Consider the following 15354-nt stretch of genomic DNA (forward strand, 5'->3'; position numbering starts at 1 on the left):
GCCGTATGAGTTATGCGAGCTATTCGAGCTCCACATGGGACAGAGCGCTTCGGAGGCCGAGATGCCAAGGACAACTGCCCGGACCCGGACCCGGACCCGAACCCGGATCGTGATGGGACTGACGGCCGGGGTACTCACCGGTGTGCTCGCCGCCTGCGGCGGCGGGGCGTCGACCGGCGGCGGGACGGCGCAACACGACGGATCGGCCGAGAAGCCGAAGGCCAGTGGTCGGCCGGCGGTGACGAAGGTCGACGTCACGCTGGCCGACTTCCACATCACGCTGTCGAAGAAGACCTTCACCGCCGGACACTACGACTTCACCGCCAGGAACAGCGGTCAGCATGTGCATGCACTGGAGATCGAGGGCCCCGGCGGCGAGCAGCGCACCCGGGCACTGAAGCCGGGGGAGTCCGCGAGCCTCGACGTGACCCTGAAGCCGGGCACGTACAAGGTGTACTGCCCCGTGGACGGGCACAAGGACCTGGGCATGCAGACGAAGATCACTGCCGGGGACGGTGGCGGGTCGACGAGCAACGGCACAAAGAACGGCGGTGGTTACTGAAGGTGGTCGGCTGATGGGGCATGGGGCATGTCGGGTTCATCGCGGAGTGATGGCGATGCCTTCGGGCTCGTGTCCGGTGGGCAGGGTGTCGCGGACCTCGGGTGCGAAGGGATCGATGACGGACACGGTGTCGGATTGTTCGTTGGTGACCCACACCCGCCGACCGTCAGGGGTGACGGCGACGCCCTGCGGCTGGACGCCGACATGAACGTGGGCGATGACGTGGCGGGTGGGAATGTCGATGATCAGCAGGCAGTCCTTGGCCGAATCGGCGACGTAAAGGCGCCTGCCGTCGGGGCTGACCGCGTTTCCCAGCGGCGCGTGGCCGCCCGGCAGAGTAGCCACCACGGCGTCCTTGCTGGTGTCGATGACCGACACCGTGCCGGATCCGGTGTTGGAGACGTACACCCGGTGGCCGTCGGGCAGCGAGCTGATCCCGCTGGGGAAGTCTCCCACCTCGATCTCGCGGATCGCATGCGAATGCGGGTCGAGCACGGTGACCGCACCATCGCCGTTGTCGGTCACATACGCGCGTCCGTCCGGCACCGTGGTGATGCTGTGCGGCAGCCGCCCCACCGGCACGGTGTCGACCACATGCGGGTCGGGATCCTGGACGTTGATGACCGAGACCGTGTCCGCGCCGAAGTTGGCCACCAGCACACGGTCGCCGTCGCGGGTCGGCATCGCCGCGAAGGGCCGGTGCCCGACCCGTACGGTGTCCGTCACCAGCCGGGAGGCGGTGTCGATGAAGGAGACGGTGTCGGCTCGGCCGTTGGCGACATAGACCTCGTCACCGTCCGGAGCCGCTCCTACGCCGGTCGGGCCGCGGCCCACTTGGACGGCACCGATCCGGCGTTCCAACCGGGTGTCATAGGCCGAGACGGTCGTCGAGCCGCTGTTGGCCACGTAGGCGCTGACCCGCAGGGGGTAGTGGCCCAGCTGCCGGGTCGTCGGGGTCGCCGGAGTGCCCGCCGCGACAAGTAACCAGGCCAGCAGCATGGCGGTGGCCGCGCTCCAAGCGAGGCGACGCCTACGGCGGGACCGTGGCGGTGTGCTCGGACCGTACTGGCAACGTGCCTTGCCGGGAGGGGCGCCGGCCAGGGGGAATCGATGCATGGCTCTCCTGGATCAGTAGTGATCATTGTGGCTCCACAAGATCAGGGATCTTGGGATCCCGCGGCGTGCTACCGGCCAGCCAGCCCTCGTCGGTACCCCGGGCGAGTGAATCGTCCCTGGGTCGTTGCTGCGGGCATCCACCTGGCCGGCCACCGGCAGTCGGCGGCCGGCCGGGCCACCGCCGAGCGGTCCGCGCCGCCCCGGTGGCCCCTTGTGCCGACCCGTATGGCCATGCCCCTTGAGTGCGTTTTCATCGCCCTTTCATTGGCCCTCGCCAGGCTGCACCTGTCCCGGGCGACTGCCCGGACTTTTCTCGCAGCCGTGACGCAGCGCGCGCCAAGTGATGCCGCGACGGCGGCTACCGGAATGCAAGGAAGCACCAGCACATGGAATTCACCGACATACCCGAACTGAGGGTCCGGCCAGGGCAGTTGAGCATCTGGCGCCCGGTGCCCGGCGAAGGTCGCGAGTCGTCCTGGTTACCCGATGCGCGGCCCCCGTCCTACGTCCAGGAAGCGCATCTCACCCGTCGGCCGGCGACGTCCCCTGCCGCACCGTCCTGGATCGCCACCACCTTCGAACTCCCGGGAGCCCTGAACACCCGGGCCCTGGAGACCGCACTGCTGGCGTGGATCGACCGGCACGAGTCGCTGCGCAGCCGCCTCCTGCCCTACGGGCCCCACCTGCGCCGGGCCACGCTGGAACCGGGAGCGGTGGCCATCCGGCGGACCGTGGTCGGCGGCCATCTCACCGGTGACGCGCTGTCCCGCCGTATCGAGGCGCTGTTCGACGGCGAAACGGACCCGCTGGCCTGGCCCTCGTACCTCTTCGCCACCGTGACACACGCCGACTCCAGCACGCTCTACCTGGGCTTCGACCACTCCAACGTGGACGGCTACTCGCTGGCTCTCGCCGCGTACGAGATCCGTCAGCTGTACGCGGCCGCGCTGCACGGGGTGCGGCCCGACCTCGACGACGTCGGCAGCTACCTGGACTTCGCCGCGTACGAGCGCCGAGCGGCCGTGCAGGTGGGCAGCGATCACGAAACGGTCGTCCGGTGGCGGGAGTTCATGACGGCGGCCGGCGGTGAACTGCCGGCCTTCCCCACACCGGTCGGCGGGGACGACGCATCCTGCTTCCCCCAGCTCAACGGCCTGGAGTGGCTGCTCGACGCGGCGCAGACGACCGCCTTCGAAGTCTCCTGCCGACAGGCCGGCGGGAGTTTCTGCGCCGGATTGCTGGCCTGCCTGGCCGGCGCGGGCGAGAAGAAGACCGAACTCACCACGGAGCAGGGGCAGTTCAGTGCCCTCATGCCGTTTCACACCCGCAACCAGGCGCGGTGGGCATGGTCGGTGGGGTGGTATGTGGGTCTGGCGCCGCTTCGGTTCACCGTGCGCGCCGAGGACGACTTCGCCGCGTTGGTGGGGCGTGCCATGACAGCGCTCAAGGCGGCCCGGCCGATGGCGGAGGTACCCATCACCAGGGTCACCGAACTGCTCGGAGTGCCGCTGGAACCACGGTTCGTGGTCTCGTACATGGACTTCCGGCACGTCCCCGGAGCCCGGCAGTGGGCCGAGTGGAAGGCCGCCATGGTGCGCAGCCGCCGCATCCATCCGTACGAGGTCTATCTGTGGATCAACCGCTCGCACGAGGGGACCTATGTGAGCTTCCGATACCCGAACACGGAACGCGGCAGGGAGACCATCCCGCGCTACGTCGACACCATCCGCCGGGCCATGGTGAACGTCGTCGCCGACGACCAGGAGGAGGCAGCCGCATGAGAATGATGGAGATAGCCGACTACATGCCTCGCCCCGGCGAACTGGTCGAGTTCCGGGCCGTCGGCGCTGCCGTGGCCGCCGCGGCCGCGGCGCCCGTGCACCCGGCCCCGCCCTCACATCTGCAGGAGAACCACATCCGCCGGATCCTGGCCAACCAGGCCGCCGGCAGAACCCACTCGCCCTGGGTCGGCGTCGTCTTCGACGTGCCCGGCAGACTCGACAGCGCCGCCATGGCGAGGGCCCTCGCCAAGTGGGCACGGCGCCATCCGACGCTGCTCACCTGGTTCACGCTGGACGACGACCGGCTGATCAGGCACGCCGTACCGGCGGACACCTTCGCCCTGGAACCCGTCCCGTGCGGGACGTACGACTCCGGCGCAGCGCTCCGGGAGCAACTCCTGACGCGCTTCACTTCGGGTACGCACCCCCTGCGCTGGCCGTCGTTCGTGGCGGGTGCGGTGCTGAGGGAGGAGGACAACGCGTCGACCGTCTGGTTCGGCGTCGATCACACCCACTCCGACGGATACTCCGCGACACTGGTCTTCCCTGAGCTGCGCGCTCTGTACGAGGCGGAACTCAGCGGCGGCGAGGCACACTTGCCGGCCGCCGGCAGCTATGTCGACTACTGCACCCTGGACCGGCAACGCACCGCGCTGATCGGGCCCGACGACCCGGGCGTGCGCCGCTGGGCGGACTTCTACCGTGCCGGGCCCGCCCCCGGGTTCCCGTTGGACCTCGGCACGGAGCCAGGTGTCAGCTACCCCGGAGTCCCCTTCGAAATGGATCTGTTCGACGCGACGGAGGCGGAGGCGTTCGCGGCGGCCTGCAAGCGCCGGGGAGCAGGAGCCATGGCGGGGATGCTCGCCGCGCTCGCCATCACCGGACACGAGCTCGGCGGTGTCGAGGACTACCGGGGGCTGAGCGTCATCCACACCCGGACCGAGCGGCGTTGGCAGCGCACCCAGGGGTGGCTCGTCAATCTCGTACCGGTCGAGTTCCCGGCCACGGACGGCTTCGGGAAGGCCGCCATCGGAGCGCAGCAGGCGATCGTGGCAGCGAAGGACCTCGTCGGGGTGACACCGATGAGAGTCATGGAGCTGGCGGCCGACCTGGCCGACACCGTGCAGTCCGACACCGCCGCCGCCTACCCCATGGTTTCCTACCTGGACGGCCGGCACGTGCCGGGCTCACGCGACTGGACCGCCGCGAACTGCAACGGTCTGGAGGGCCCTGCCACCAGCAGGGAGGTGCATCTGTGGATCAACCGGCTGTGGGACCGCACCTATCTCAAGACCCGCTACCCGGACACGCCCGACGCCCGGCGGAACGTGCCCCGCTTCCTGACCCATCTGCGCCGGGTGCTCCGTACGGTCGCGCGGACGGGAGACTGGCCGCCGTCCGGGTAACCGGGCCGCGGCGGGCCATGTCTCGGCGGACCAGGTTTCGACGGACAAGTGGAAACCGGCCGCATGCCCCTGGTGCGGCCATATACTCCTCTGCGTGTCGTCAACGGGGGCGCTGTCCAAGGGAGTTCACCAGCTCCGATTCACTGTGCTCGGTCCGCTCCAGGCATGGCGCGACGACGAGCAGCTGGAGCTCGGTCCGGTTCGCCAACAGGCCTTGCTGGCTTCCTTGTTGCTGCGACCGAACAGGACCGTAAGCCGGCAACAACTCCTCGACGGGGTATGGGGTTCGGAGCAGCCCGGCACGGGTGCCAAGGTGATTCCGGTCTATGTGCACCAGCTGCGCAGACGGCTGGGCGCCGGGGGAGAGGCCACGGGCGACTCCTTGATCGTCACCGATCGCGGTGGATATCGCTTCGTCCCACGGAACGTTCGGGTGGACGTGGCGCGATTGGAGGAGACCGTCGCCGAAGCCCGTTCGGCGAGGGAATCCGGCGACCTGGACGCCGCGGTCGACGCCTGGTCCACGGCGCTGGAGCTGTTCCGAGGTGATCCCCTGGCCGGAATCCCCGGCCCGTTCGCACAGGGGGAGCGGCTCCGGCTGACGGAACGCCGGCTCGCGTTGGCGCAGGACAAGCTGGCGTGTCAGCTCCGGCTGGGCCGGCACATCGAGGCGCTGGGCGAACTGTCCGCTCTGACCGCGACCCACCCCTACCACGAGGCACTGGCCGCCCTGTTGATGCGCGCCCTCTACCTCGGCGACCGGCAGTCCGATGCGCTGGACGTCTTCGCCGAGGTACGCGGTCGTCTGGTGCGGGAGCAGGGGGCGGAACCGGGCAGCGAACTGCGACGGGTGCACGAGGCGGTGCTTCGTGGCGATGACGCGTTCCTGCTCGGCTCCGCCGTACGACCGCACCGGCCGACGGATCAGCGGCCCGCGGCCGCACGCCGGAAGCGCCGGGTACGCAATGAACTGCCGGCCGACGTCGGCAACTTCACCGGCCGGGACCGCGAGCTCGAACTCCTCCTCGCACCGGCCGATGACCAGGTGGTGACGGTCCGCGCGGTGGACGGCATGGCGGGGGTCGGCAAGACCGCGCTGGCGGTGCGCGCGGCACGGGCGCTGCTGGAGCAGTGCCCGGACGGCTGCCTCTTCGTCGACCTGCACGGACACCGCGAGGGCCGGGAAACGGCGGTGGCACAGCGCGTGTTGCGCCGGTTGCTGCGGGCGGTCGGCGCCGATGAAGGCGACGAGTCGGAGGATCTGGACGAGTTGGCCGCGTCCTGGAGGACCGCGACCGCATCGCTTCGGCTGCTGCTGGTCCTCGACGACGTTTCGGGTGCCGAGCAGGTGCGCCCGCTGCTGCCCGCCGGTGCCGGCAGCATGGTGTTGGTGACGAGCCGTCAGCGTCTGCCCGGCCTGGACGTCGACCGCAGGATCTCGCTGGCGCCGCTCGACATCGACCAGGCGGTGGGCCTGCTGACCCGCATCGTGGGTGGTGAGGGGTCCGACGACGAGCGGGCGGCGGTGCGCGAACTGGCCCGCCTGTGCGATCAACTGCCGCTGGCCCTGCGCATCGTCGGAGCCCGGATCCAGAACCGTCCGCTCTGGGCGGTGGAACGCATGGCGGCCCGGCTGGCGGACGACGAGCGTCGGCTCGGCGAGCTCACCGTGGAGGACCGCAGCGTGGAGGCGGCCTTCCAGGTCTCCTACGACCAGCTGCCGGCTGCCGAGCGCCGTGCGTTCCGCGCACTGGGCCTGTCGCCGACCGTCGAGCTCGACCGGCTGACGCTGGCCGCCATGCTCGACCGGACACCGTCCGAAGCCCAACGCGCCCTGGACAGCCTGGCCGATACGAGCCTCGTACAGCAGGTGGCCGCCGACCGCTACCGGATGCACGACCTGGTGGCGGTCTACGCGCGGCGCGTCGCGGGCGCCTACCCCGACGAAGTCGCCACCTCCCGGGCCGGCGTGTTCCGGCTGTACGTCGTCGCCGCCCGCCGGGCGAGCGACTGGAGCCGCACCGCCTTCCCGACCGGTCCGCAGCCGGGCGACGCGCCCTTCGCCGGCTGGGCGGAGGCGTCGGCCTGGCTGGATGCGGCGGGCAGTGAGCTGGTCGACGTGGTGGGCCACGCGGCTGCCGCGGGCCACCTGGACGAGGCCTGCTGGATCGCCGAGGCCCTCTGCGACTACCTCACCCGGCAGGGCCGGTACCACGAGTGCCGTACCGCCATCGAGATCGCCCTGCCCCTGGTGGAACAGGCCACCGACCGGCGGATGGTCTCCACACTGCGCACCTGCCTGGGCATTTCACACGGAATGCAGGGCCACTACGCACAGGCACACACCTGGCTGGAAGACGCCCTGAAGCTCAGCCGCCGTGCCGGAGACCGTCTTGAGCAGGCTCGCGCCTTGGGCTGCCTCGGGATCTTCGCCAATGTGGTGGGGCAAACGACCGACGCCGCGGGCCACTTCGGCCAAGCGGCAGAGCTGATCCAGGGGGTGGACGACGACTGGCTCAACGTGCTCTACCTGGCCAACGTCGGCGCCATCCACCACCAACTGGGAGAGCACGAGGACGCGCACAACTGCTACGCGACAGCGATCATCCTCGCCGAGAAGATCGAAAGCCCCCGGGCACTGGGCAAGACACTGTTCCGCATGGGGGCGCTCCAACTCGACAGCGGCCGGCACGACGCCGCGGCCGACGTGCTCGGCAAGTCCGCCGAAATCGCCGAGCGCATCGGGGACGTCCCGCTGTACGCGGCTGTCCTCGGCAGACTGGGCACTGCCCAGGAACGCCTGGGCAACCTGGACACGGCGCTCGAACTCCGCCGCCGGGCACGCACAGTGATCAGCGAACGCAGCAGCTCCAGAATGAAGATCGAGATCCGCAACCTGCTCGGCTGGAGCAGCGCTGCGGTGGAGGACATCACCCGGGCCCGCGACCACTTCGAACTTGCCATCGCCCGACCCGAGAACGACGGCAACGGCCCGGCCGTGCATCGCCGGCCGGGCCGATAGCGCCACCCCCACCCCCGCGGGGCGCGGCGGTGCCTGCTGTCAGATCAGGACGCGTCGTACCAGAAGACCCCGTCATCGCCGTCGTGGCCGATGGTGCGGGCCATGATGCCGCCCTCCTTCGGATAGGCCGGGTGCTGGGCGAAGAAGCCGCCGACCGACTGGAGCGATGTCGCGTCGCAGACCGCGTCGGTGCGGATGCAGAACCGCGCCACCGGAACACCGGGGAACTTCTCCGGGCCCGCGCCGGTGGAGGTGAACCCCAGCGCGCTCAGGCCCTTCGGCGTACGGGCCCAGATACCGGTACCGGGCTGCATGGGGTCGGCGTAGAGCATGCCGTTCACCTGCTCGCGCGGAATGCTGGTCTCGTTGTTGGCGATCTTCTGGAGCACATGGTCGGCCGCCTGCGCACCTTGCGAGTAGCCGACGATGGTGAACTTGGCGCCCGGGTCGCGGCGGTAGGTGTCCTCCGCGGCGGCCAACAGACGCTCGTACCCCTCCTTCACGCTGGCGTCGAAGCTCGGTGCGTTCAGGTCCGGGACGTTCTGACCGTTCAGCCATGGCCCGGCGCTCGCCGGATAGCAGACCGGAACCGGGATACCACCGTCGAGGTGCTGGTTCGCGTACCCGAAGGTGATGCTGCAATCGGGCGCCGACGCCGCGGCGCCCGTGCCGCCGATCTCGATGTAGTAGTGGTGCACGGAATCGGCGTGCGCGACGGTGGGTGCGACGGCGGCAGCGGCCACCATGGCCGCCGTCATGGCCACAGCGGTGACCGCCCGCTTGAGCCTGCTGGGTCTCGACATTGCCCTGGGATCCCCTCGCGTTGAGGCACGCATGGTGGGACATGCGTGCACTTGACGGCGACGAAGCTAGCCACGGCCGTTGATATCGCGCTCACAAAGCGATGAATGCGCTGGTGGCGGGGGGGATCAGGGCCTGGTCCCGACCCGTCGTACAGGCCCCAGTGCCGCGCGCAGCGCCGGCGTGAGGACGCGGCGGGTCTCGGACGGAGTGAGGGCGGCCGGGGTGGGGAGGGGATTGAGGTAGCGGGTGTAGATGAGGCCGCCGAGGATCGTCACCACTGCCGTGGCGCGGGCGGTCGCGCCCCGGCCGCCGAGAAATTCAACAAGCCGGGTCAGCAGCTCGCGTTCCAGGTATTCGCGGATCACCTCGGCGGCCTCCTCGCCCCGGGTGGTCAGCTGCCGGAAGTCCGCGTCCTCCCACAGGCCCGTCACCGCGTCGATCAGCCGGTCGGGGAGGGTGGCCGGATCGCCGCCGAGAACAGCGTCCACCGTCAGCGCGTTCGCGCACTGGAACTGCATCACGTCCGCGAACAGGCCCTTCTTCGACCCGAAGTGGTACGCGATCAGCGCCGGATCGACCCCGGCGGCCCTGGCCACCGCGCGCAGGGTGGTGCGCCGGTAGCCGTGCTCCAGGAACAGCGCATGGGCCGCGGAGACGATGGACTCGCGGGTCTGCGGGTTGCCTCGGGGGCGGCCTCGGGGGCGGGCGGGGGCAGGGGCGGCGTTATTCATCAGCGTTGAGCCTGCGATTCATGATCGGCACAGTCAAGGGCATTCCGGGAACCACACGAAGGGATGACCGACACCATGCGTATCGCCGTCTTCGGCGCCAACGGACCGACCGGCCGTCAGCTCACCGACCAGGCCCTCGCCACCGGCCACGAGGTCGTCGCCGTGACCCGCCGACCCCGCTCGATCCCCGCACGGCCCGGCCTCACCGTAGCCGTCGCCGACGCCACCGATCCGGAGGACGTCGACGCCACGATCGGCGGCACGGACGCCGTCCTGTCCGCGCTGGGCGCGCGCTTCAGCAAGGAGACCATCACCACCTACTCGGCGAGCGCCACGGCCATCACCGGGGCCATGGCCCGCCACGGCATCAAGCGCCTGCTCACCGTCAGCTCCAGCATCGCCGACCCGAACTGGCGCCCCTCCGGCGCCCACTTCTTCAACCACGTACTCGACCCGCTGGTGAACCGACGCCTCGGCCGTACCCTCCACGAGGACATGCGCCGTATGGAGGCCGTGATCCGTCGTACGGACCTCGACTGGACCCTCGTCCGGCCCTCGGGCCTCTTCGACCACTCCGCCGTCACGACCTACCACACCGCCGAGGACAGCGCCGACGGCGTCTTCACCGCCCGTACCGACCTCGCCGCGAGCATGCTGCACGAGATGGCCGAGCAGCGATATGTCCGTACGGCCATGGGCGTCATCACCACGGCCGTGAAACCGAACATCGCCAAGCTGATCTGGAACGAGGGCGTGAAGAAGAAGTGAGCCGGGCGCGCACCGAACTCGCCGCCGCCGCAAGGGCATTCCTGGCCCGCCCCCACACGGCCACCCTCACCACCCTCCGCCCCGACGGCACCCCGCATGTCACCCCCGTCCGCTTCACCTTCGATCCGGCCTCGGGCCTGGCACGGGTGACCACCCGGGCCGGAGCCCGCAAGGCCCGGAACGTGGCGTCCGGGGGCCCGGCGGCCCGCGTCGCGCTCTGCCAGGCGGACGGCTTCCGCTGGATCACCGTGGAGGGTTCGGCCGTGATCAGCGACGACCCCGAGCGCCTGGCCGAGGCCGTCCGCCGCTACACCGGCCGCTACCGGGTGGCGCCGCCCGCCCCGCCGGACCTGGTCGTCCTCGAAATCACCGTCGACCGCGTCCTGAGCCTCAACCTCTGACTCCCCGTAACGAGTCTGGATCCCCGCACCGCATCTGGATCCCCGTACCGAACCTGCATCCCCATACCGAATCTCCATCCCGTACCGAAAGCGATGTGACACCGCGATGCCCACCACTCCGGTCCTCGACTCCACCCTCCACCACCGTGAGTCAGGCGACCCCGACGGGCTGCCGTTCGTCTTCCTGCACGGCAACCCCACCTCCTCCCACCTGTGGCGGAACGTCCTGCCGGGCGTGGCCGCGCCCGGCCGCCGCCTACTCGCCCCCGACCTGATCGGCATGGGCGACTCCGGCAAACCCGACCTCGCCTATTCCTTCGACGACCACGCCCGCTACCTCGACGCCTGGTTCGACGCCCTCGGCCTCGACGAGGCCGTCCTCGTCGGCCACGACTGGGGCGGCGCCCTCGCCTTCGACCGGGCCGCCCGCCTCCCGGGCCGCGTCCGCAGCGTTGCCTTCACCGAAACAATCATCAAGCCGCTTTACGGTGACGAATTCCCCGCGGCGGGAAGGGAGTTGTTCACCCTGCTGCGCACCCCCGGCGTGGGCGAGGCCATGATCCTGGAGAAGTCGCTGTTCATCGAGGGGCTCCCGGACACGCTCGCCACCCCGCTCGACCCCGCCGACCTGGACGTCTACCGCCGCCCTTTCCCGACCCCGGAGAGCCGCCGCCCGGTGCTGGCGTGGACGCGCATGATGCCGCTGGACGCCGAGCCCGCCGATGTCGTGGCCCGCGTCGAGCACTACGATGCCTGGCTGGCCGCCAGCCCCGAAGTGCCCAAGCTGCTGGCCGCGTTCGAGCCGGGCCCTGGCGCCATGACCGACCAGAGGGCCGTGGACTGGTGCGAGGAGAACATCGCGGCACTGGAGATCTCCCGCCACGGCCTCGCCGGCCACCACACCCCGGAGGACCGTCCCGAGGAACTGGCCGCGGCGATCAACGCCTGGGCCGACCGCCATGGACTGGCGCGCCAGTAGGCGCTGACGACGCCTACGCCATCTGGTGCCGGAGATGGTCGTAGGCCCAGGCGGCGAGGGTGGTCGGGGTGGTGGTCCGGAGGGTGCGGCGCTGTTCGGGGACGAAGTTCTCGCGCAGTCCGGTCGACATTCCGAGCACCGCCTCGACCAGGCTGTCGGCCATGCCCGCCTGCTGAAGCCGGGTGCGCATGGCGTCGTCGGTGATCCGCTCGACGCTGATCTGCCGACCCGTAGCAGCGGTGAGGGTCTCGCCGACCTGTCGCCAGGTGAGGTCGGCGGGCCCATGAACCGCCTGCACGCACCGTCCGGACCAGGCCGGAGAGAGCAGACGGGTGACGGCGACCTCGGCGATGTCGCGAGGCGCCACCCAGGCCATGGGCTGGTCGAGCGGGAGGATCACCTGGAGGGTCCCGGCGCGTAGCGCATCGAGTTGAAGTTCCAGGTTGGTGAAGAAGTAGCCGCAGCGGAGATGGGTGACGTCGACGCCGGTGCCGTCCAAAGCGGTCTCGGTGTGTGCCAGACCGTCGATCTCGCCGGCACCGTGGCGTTTCTCGGCGCCGACGCTGCTCTGGAAAACGACGCGGCCGATCCGGTTCTCGGTGACGGCACGTACCACGCTGCGGGTGGCACGGGCGCAGTCGGCGAGGGGATCCGCACTGCCCGTGGTCGGGTCCACCCAGAACAGCGCGTCAATGTCGCCGGTGGCGGCCACCACCGCGTCGGCATCGTATTGGTCGACCGGCACGGCATACACCTCGTCCCGTACGTCGGGAGCCAGGCGGCGGGGGGCGCGCAGCAGGACGCGCGGCCGGACCCCGGCGCGGACCAGCGTGGCGACGACATGGCGGCCGACGTTGCCGGTCGGGGTGGTGACAGCGATCCGCACAGTTTCTTCCTCTCGTTCAATGGCTCGCCTGCAGACGGTGGCTCGCCTGCAGACGGTGGCTCGCCTGCAGACGGTGACTCGCCTGCGGACGGTGACTCGACTGCAAGTGGTGACTCGCCTGGATGTGATGGCTCGCCGGGCTGTGGTGGCCCGAATGCAGGTTAGGAGCCAAGGCGGCCTGAACCTGTCCGCCTCTCCTGGGACGCTGAGGGCATGGACCTCGACCCGACGATCAGGACCTTGACCCTGCTGACCCTGCTGCAATCGGGCGGCGAGTGGACGGCCGCCGACCTGGCCGAACGGCTCGGCACGAGCGCCCGCACGGTACGACGCGACACCCAGCGGCTACGCCGCCTCGGGTACACCGTCGAGGCCCGCCCGGGACCGGGCAGCGCCTACCGGCTGAGCCCCGGGGTCAAGGTCCCGCCACTGCTGTTCACCGCCGACGAGATCACCGCACTGGTGGCCGGGCTGCACCTGATCCGTGCCTGGCTCCCCAACGAGGCGGTCGCATCGAGCGCCCTGCTCAAACTGGACCAGGTACTGCCGCGCCCGCTGCGCCGCCGCGCGGCCGCCACCGACCTCGCCACCGAGGTGCTCCAGCAGCCCGGCGCCATGGTCGCGGCAACAACCGTCGGCGTGATCGCCGACGCGGTGGCCGAGGACGGCAGGCTCCGGTTCCGCTACACCGACCAGCACGGCCGGCCGTCAACCCGTCTGGTCGAGCCGTACCGCCACTTCCTACGCGCCGGCCACTGGTACCTCGTGGCGTTCGACATCGACCGGGACGACTGGCGCACGTTCCGCCTCGACCGGATCACGGACATCTCCCGGGTGGCGGGCACCTACCGCCCCCACGCATTCCCTGACGCGTCCATCGAACACTGGCTGACCACCGACTTCGGCCGCACCACTGCTCCCTCGTCAGGCTCTGCCGCCAAGCCCGCCCGCTGATGTCGTCGGTCGCGAACGAACCACCCGGCCATCAACGTCATGCGCCCATGTCCGACGACCTGTTGCTCGTGCGCGCCCGGGAGATGTGGGTGGAACTGGCGGGCACACCTGTCGAGTTCTGTCCCTCGGGAGGGGTAGGGGAGTTCTCCCACGAAGAACTCGTCGACGTCGCTCGTCTGCGTGCGGTGCTGCCTGTGCTCGATGTCCTCGGGCCGGCATCGCTCTTCTAGGTTGCCGGTCGGTGGCGATAGCAGTGGCTTGTCCGCACTACTCGTCCTGTCCGGGGAGGAGGAGGCCGCCGAGAGCGGTCTTGCGGACATCTCCTCTCCCGCGTTCCTGCTCCGCCAGGGCGACGAGGTGGTGGCCGCAGCCGGGTACCGGTCCTGGCCTCGGTCGGTAGCCCACCTGAGTGTGCTGGTTGCCCCGCGCAGTCGGGGGCGACACCTTGCTCGGGCCGTGGCGTCCGCAGCAGTGGCACATGCCCTCGACGCCGGGCTGCTGCCCCAGTGGAGAGCACGGCTCCGCACCTCGCAGCGTGTGGCGGCAGCTCTGGGGTTCCAGGAGCTGGGTACCCAGCTCAGCGTCCGCCTTGGCGACACTCCAGTCGACCGGCACCACTGATTTACGTTCCGACACTTCCCGAAGGCCAAGCCAAGCCCCTGGCTCCGTCAGTAATGGAGGAGCTGTACATCCCGCCAAGCTGGTGGATCTCTTCCAGCGGGTACGGGGTCTGCCTGCTCTGACCCTGGAACTTGCGGTTGAAGTCGGACATCGCTGTGGCGATCGGCGAGTGCCGGGCGATGATCGCCGCGGCCTCCTCCGGGATTCCTGTGGGGCGCTTGCCCTCTGCGTAGGCATGCACCAGCGCGTAGCGGCCCTCCCGGTCCTCCCTCTGGTACCCGTACAGAGCGGTGACCAGCCAGTTCACCAGATACGTGGCGGTGTAACAGCGGTCGTAGGTCTGGTGCCGGTCGAAGAAGTCGGCCTCGTCCTGCGACAGCTCGAACCCGGAGGATAGGGCGAGGCCGTAGTCCGCGAAGTAGAGGCGCTGGCCGTCGGTCAGGATGTTCTCGAAGTGCGCGTCGAAGTGCAGGAGCCCGCGGCTGTTCATGAAGGAGGTGCCGGCTGCCAGTTCCCCCTCCACCATGGCACAGGCTCGGTTGGCGGTTTGGTCTCCTGCTTCGACCTGGGTGCCCAGCCACTGGTGCAGGTTCTGCGGGATGTACTCCAGGAACAGTGCGACGCTCGCCGAGGACTGCTGGAGAGCCTGGATCCGGTTGCGCACCTGCGATCCGCCGCCCCAGTAGGCGACGGCCCGTTCGATGTCGGCCAGTTCCTCGGGCAGGGGCGTCGAGTCGGGCAGTACCCGCCAGTGGTACATCAGGGGAAAGCTCTCGTATTCCGCCGCGAGCACCCAGTTCGTCGTCATGGCGTGCACGGCGAGTTCCCTCCAGGCCCCGAAGCCCGGCCCGCCTATGGTGCCGATGCCGTACTGGCAGAAGACGGGGAGATCGAACAGATTCGAAGTGGACCGGACGTGCTCAGGTTGCCTCTCCGGATCGGTGAGGGGCACCCGTTTCACGAAGACCGGGGTACCGGCGACCTCCAGCAGGGCCGACTTCCCGCCGATGCCGGATCCGATCGGCACGGCCGCGTCCACAAGCTCGCGCAGGGTGCGATCACTGCACAAGGCCAGGGATGTCGAGACAGCGCTATGGGCGGTCAGACGCGCACCGCGCGACATGTCAGGGCACTTCACTGCGGCCTCCACCTTGGTTCCGACCTCGACTCTGCAATGGCTACGCAGTCCCGTCGAGCGCAACGACGCCGGCTCTGCGGTACGGCCTCCGGAGCGAGCAGAGGGCGCCGCGCCCAAGATCCGTGTGTGACGACAGACCTGAACACCCTCCTGACCGCACTCTACGTAAAGATCGACGACGAAAT

The 15354-nt window shown here is 69.8% G+C and carries 15 protein-coding genes; 10 read left to right on the forward strand and 5 right to left on the reverse strand.

Annotated elements, in window-relative coordinates:
• Positions 1–61 precede the first annotated feature (61 nt).
• A complete protein-coding gene (locus FCH28_RS07500) occupies positions 62–562 on the forward strand; it encodes a cupredoxin domain-containing protein (protein ID WP_246102502.1) in 501 nt (166 codons plus the stop codon).
• A gap of 36 nt (positions 563–598) precedes the next feature.
• On the opposite strand, the gene FCH28_RS07505 is transcribed toward FCH28_RS07500, so the two are convergent.
• Complete coding sequence (locus FCH28_RS07505) at positions 599–1561, reverse strand: beta-propeller fold lactonase family protein (RefSeq protein WP_246102504.1); 963 nt, start codon at positions 1559–1561, stop codon at positions 599–601.
• A 503-nt stretch (positions 1562–2064) separates the two neighbouring features.
• Here FCH28_RS07505 and FCH28_RS07510 point away from each other — a divergent pair.
• The 3 genes from FCH28_RS07510 to FCH28_RS07520 all read left to right on the forward strand — a co-directional run bounded on the left by FCH28_RS07510 (position 2065) and on the right by FCH28_RS07520 (position 7887).
• Entirely contained in the window at positions 2065–3459 is a 1395-nt protein-coding gene (locus FCH28_RS07510) for a condensation domain-containing protein (RefSeq protein ID WP_136738889.1), read from the forward strand.
• Positions 3456–4865 carry a condensation domain-containing protein gene (locus FCH28_RS07515; RefSeq protein ID WP_136738890.1) on the forward strand — a complete coding sequence of 470 codons (1410 nt, stop codon included), beginning with the start codon at positions 3456–3458 and terminating at the stop codon, positions 4863–4865. The genes FCH28_RS07510 and FCH28_RS07515 overlap by 4 nt, the downstream gene beginning before the upstream one ends.
• Positions 4866–4959: 94 nt before the next feature.
• The gene (locus FCH28_RS07520; RefSeq protein ID WP_136738891.1) at positions 4960–7887 is read left to right on the forward strand and encodes an AfsR/SARP family transcriptional regulator; all 2928 of its coding nucleotides are present in this window, start codon (positions 4960–4962) and stop codon (positions 7885–7887) included.
• Positions 7888–7931: 44 nt separating this feature from the next.
• Here the strand turns inward: FCH28_RS07520 and FCH28_RS07525 are convergent, their stop codons facing one another.
• Together FCH28_RS07525 and FCH28_RS07530 are read right to left on the reverse strand one after the other, a co-directional pair.
• Positions 7932–8690, reverse strand: coding sequence for a PE-PPE domain-containing protein (locus FCH28_RS07525; RefSeq protein WP_136738892.1), 759 nt, complete (start codon positions 8688–8690; stop codon positions 7932–7934).
• Between the two features lie 126 nt (positions 8691–8816).
• Complete coding sequence (locus tag FCH28_RS07530) at positions 8817–9422, reverse strand: TetR/AcrR family transcriptional regulator (RefSeq protein WP_136738893.1); 606 nt, start codon at positions 9420–9422, stop codon at positions 8817–8819.
• A 75-nt stretch (positions 9423–9497) separates the two neighbouring features.
• On the opposite strand from FCH28_RS07530, the gene FCH28_RS07535 reads away from it, so the two are divergent.
• The 3 genes from FCH28_RS07535 to FCH28_RS07545 all read left to right on the forward strand — a co-directional run bounded on the left by FCH28_RS07535 (position 9498) and on the right by FCH28_RS07545 (position 11570).
• Positions 9498–10190: an NAD(P)-dependent oxidoreductase gene (locus tag FCH28_RS07535; RefSeq protein WP_136739172.1), complete on the forward strand. Its 693-nt coding sequence runs from the start codon at positions 9498–9500 to the stop codon at positions 10188–10190.
• Positions 10187–10591, forward strand: a complete 405-nt coding sequence (locus tag FCH28_RS07540) for a pyridoxamine 5'-phosphate oxidase family protein (protein WP_136738894.1) — start codon at positions 10187–10189, stop codon at positions 10589–10591. The genes FCH28_RS07535 and FCH28_RS07540 overlap by 4 nt, the downstream gene beginning before the upstream one ends.
• A gap of 106 nt (positions 10592–10697) precedes the next feature.
• Positions 10698–11570, forward strand: coding sequence for a haloalkane dehalogenase (locus tag FCH28_RS07545; RefSeq protein ID WP_136738895.1), 873 nt, complete (start codon positions 10698–10700; stop codon positions 11568–11570).
• 13 nt (positions 11571–11583) lie between these two features.
• Here FCH28_RS07545 and FCH28_RS07550 read toward each other — a convergent pair whose 3' ends face one another.
• Positions 11584–12456: an NAD(P)H-binding protein gene (locus tag FCH28_RS07550; protein WP_136738896.1), complete on the reverse strand. Its 873-nt coding sequence runs from the start codon at positions 12454–12456 to the stop codon at positions 11584–11586.
• A gap of 213 nt (positions 12457–12669) precedes the next feature.
• Here FCH28_RS07550 and FCH28_RS07560 point away from each other — a divergent pair, with 213 nt between their 5' ends.
• The 3 genes from FCH28_RS07560 to FCH28_RS07570 are packed head-to-tail and all read left to right on the forward strand — an operon-like array spanning position 12670 to position 14031.
• The gene (locus tag FCH28_RS07560; protein WP_136738898.1) at positions 12670–13410 is read left to right on the forward strand and encodes a helix-turn-helix transcriptional regulator; all 741 of its coding nucleotides are present in this window, start codon (positions 12670–12672) and stop codon (positions 13408–13410) included.
• Between the two features lie 47 nt (positions 13411–13457).
• Positions 13458–13640, forward strand: coding sequence for a hypothetical protein (locus FCH28_RS07565; RefSeq protein ID WP_136738899.1), 183 nt, complete (start codon positions 13458–13460; stop codon positions 13638–13640).
• On the forward strand, positions 13612–14031 hold the full coding sequence (locus FCH28_RS07570) for a GNAT family N-acetyltransferase (RefSeq protein ID WP_136738900.1): 420 nt from the start codon (positions 13612–13614) through the stop codon (positions 14029–14031). Before FCH28_RS07565 ends, FCH28_RS07570 begins: the two co-directional genes overlap by 29 nt.
• A 1-nt stretch (position 14032) precedes the next feature.
• Here FCH28_RS07570 and FCH28_RS07575 read toward each other — a convergent pair whose 3' ends face one another.
• Positions 14033–15154, reverse strand: a complete 1122-nt coding sequence (locus FCH28_RS07575; protein WP_136739173.1) for a protein kinase family protein — start codon at positions 15152–15154, stop codon at positions 14033–14035.
• Positions 15155–15354 lie beyond the last annotated feature (200 nt).

Origin of the sequence: Streptomyces piniterrae, from assembly GCF_005048155.1 — a bacterium.
Classification (GTDB): Bacteria; Actinomycetota; Actinomycetes; order Streptomycetales; family Streptomycetaceae; genus Streptomyces; species Streptomyces piniterrae.

Bases quoted from the DNA above. Each gene is read 5' to 3' on its own strand.
- FCH28_RS07500 (WP_246102502.1), top strand. From the start codon at position 62: ATGCCAAGGACAACTGCCCGGACCCGGACCCGGACCCGAACCCGGATC.
- FCH28_RS07505 (WP_246102504.1), bottom strand. From the start codon at position 1,561: ATGCTGCTGGCCTGGTTACTTGTCGCGGCGGGCACTCCGGCGACCCCG.
- FCH28_RS07510 (WP_136738889.1), top strand. From the start codon at position 2,065: ATGGAATTCACCGACATACCCGAACTGAGGGTCCGGCCAGGGCAGTTG.
- FCH28_RS07515 (WP_136738890.1), top strand. From the start codon at position 3,456: ATGAGAATGATGGAGATAGCCGACTACATGCCTCGCCCCGGCGAACTG.
- FCH28_RS07525 (WP_136738892.1), bottom strand. From the start codon at position 8,690: ATGTCGAGACCCAGCAGGCTCAAGCGGGCGGTCACCGCTGTGGCCATG.
- FCH28_RS07530 (WP_136738893.1), bottom strand. From the start codon at position 9,422: ATGAATAACGCCGCCCCTGCCCCCGCCCGCCCCCGAGGCCGCCCCCGA.
- FCH28_RS07535 (WP_136739172.1), top strand. From the start codon at position 9,498: ATGCGTATCGCCGTCTTCGGCGCCAACGGACCGACCGGCCGTCAGCTC.
- FCH28_RS07545 (WP_136738895.1), top strand. From the start codon at position 10,698: ATGCCCACCACTCCGGTCCTCGACTCCACCCTCCACCACCGTGAGTCA.
- FCH28_RS07560 (WP_136738898.1), top strand. From the start codon at position 12,670: ATGGACCTCGACCCGACGATCAGGACCTTGACCCTGCTGACCCTGCTG.
- FCH28_RS07565 (WP_136738899.1), top strand. From the start codon at position 13,458: ATGTCCGACGACCTGTTGCTCGTGCGCGCCCGGGAGATGTGGGTGGAA.
- FCH28_RS07570 (WP_136738900.1), top strand. From the start codon at position 13,612: ATGTCCTCGGGCCGGCATCGCTCTTCTAGGTTGCCGGTCGGTGGCGAT.
- FCH28_RS07575 (WP_136739173.1), bottom strand. From the start codon at position 15,154: ATGTCGCGCGGTGCGCGTCTGACCGCCCATAGCGCTGTCTCGACATCC.